General features: G+C 32.2%; 1 pseudogene. It reads left to right on the forward strand.

Features of this window, described 5'->3' with window-relative positions:
* Positions 1-160: 160 nt before the first annotated feature.
* Positions 161-1,337 (forward strand): annotated as a pseudogene (locus CDG79_RS41950) (ISH3 family transposase).
* Positions 1,338-1,480: the final 143 nt, after the last annotated feature.

Raw genomic sequence — 1,480 nt, forward strand, 5'->3', positions numbered from 1 at the left:
CAGTAAACCAAAAAGTTTTTCCCAAAGAGTGATTGCTAATCAAGCTTACGTAGTACAAAGTAAGATAAGCTACCTATTTCATAAATAATATTTATACTTCTCAGAAAGGTTTCAAAAAATGAAATGATGAAATTAGTGTGTAGCATATTGGTTTAAAAAGTTGACTGTTTTATCTCTACGAGAAGCCGGGCAAAGCGCATCTACAGAAGAACTAGCTTTAACGGATTCAGAAACACTTGATGAGGTTATTAATTGTTTAGTAGAAAATTTTTCTTTTTGATTCTCAAGGAGTATGTGACCAGCAAACTTTATTCGAGATTCTCATAAAAGCAGCCAGCAATGGAGATAGTATTGAGAACACAGCTAAACTATTAAAGAATGTTCCGACAGCTAATGATATTAGATATCATCTCAATAAAATCAACAACTTTGAGGAATTAGAGGTAAAAATAAATCAAGCGCTGAAAAGTCGAATTCCTCTGGGATTAAAAAAAGGTTGTTTAAAAATAGCGATTGATTTAAATCTAATTTGCTATTATGGTAAGCCAACATCAGAGGAATTACCTTACATATATCGAAGTCAAGCAAAATCTGGTACGCATTCATTTTACGCCTATGCAACTTTATATGTAATTACCAAAAATAAGCGTATAACCCTTGCTGTTCCGGGAGTTCGTCAACTAGATACCAGTGTCGCTATAATTACTTATTTATTAGCAGAACTTGACTCCCTTAAGATAAATGTAAAAAAGCTCTACCTGGATAGAGGCTTTTTTAATACTCCTGTAATTAGATGGTTGCAGGCATTAGATATTCCCTTTCTTATGCCTGCTATCAAGACAGGGAAGAAGGGGGGAATTAAACAATTTCTCAAGGGTAAAAAAAGTTATAAAACTACTTATACAATAACCAGAGACAAAGATGATTCAGTTACATTTGATTTATGGATTGTCTGCAAATATAGAAAGGGGAAATGTAATCAGCATGGAGTTAAATACTTTGTTTATGTCGCTTATAAAGTCAAAACAAATTTAGATTATATCTATCAAGATTATCGAAAAAGATTTGGAATTGAAACTAGTTATCGCCTCAAAAATATTTGTCGGATTAGAACAAATAATAAAAATCCAGTTTTAAGATTACTATTTGTTGGTATATCCTTTCTTCTAGTTAATATTTGGGTAAATCTTCTTTGGCGTAGAATCAGTCGTAAAAGGAAAGGGAGTCGATTAATTTATCGCACACTTTTTACACTTAAACAGATGTTAGCCTTTTTATCTCAAGCCCTACAGCGTAAATATCAAGTATTTGAAAGCATTTATCTTCCATCAGGTTAGTACTGACAATTTCTCTACCAACTGATCATAAGTAATCATAATCTATACTATTTCTGCTGGTTAGAGAATTCTGTATTTACTAGTATTATAAGCTATCAGTATTTTAGCGATCGCTCTTTGGGGAAAAACTTTTTGGTTTACTG

The organism is Nostoc sp. 'Peltigera membranacea cyanobiont' 232, from assembly GCF_002245985.1.
Lineage (GTDB): Bacteria > Cyanobacteriota > Cyanobacteriia > Cyanobacteriales > Nostocaceae > Nostoc.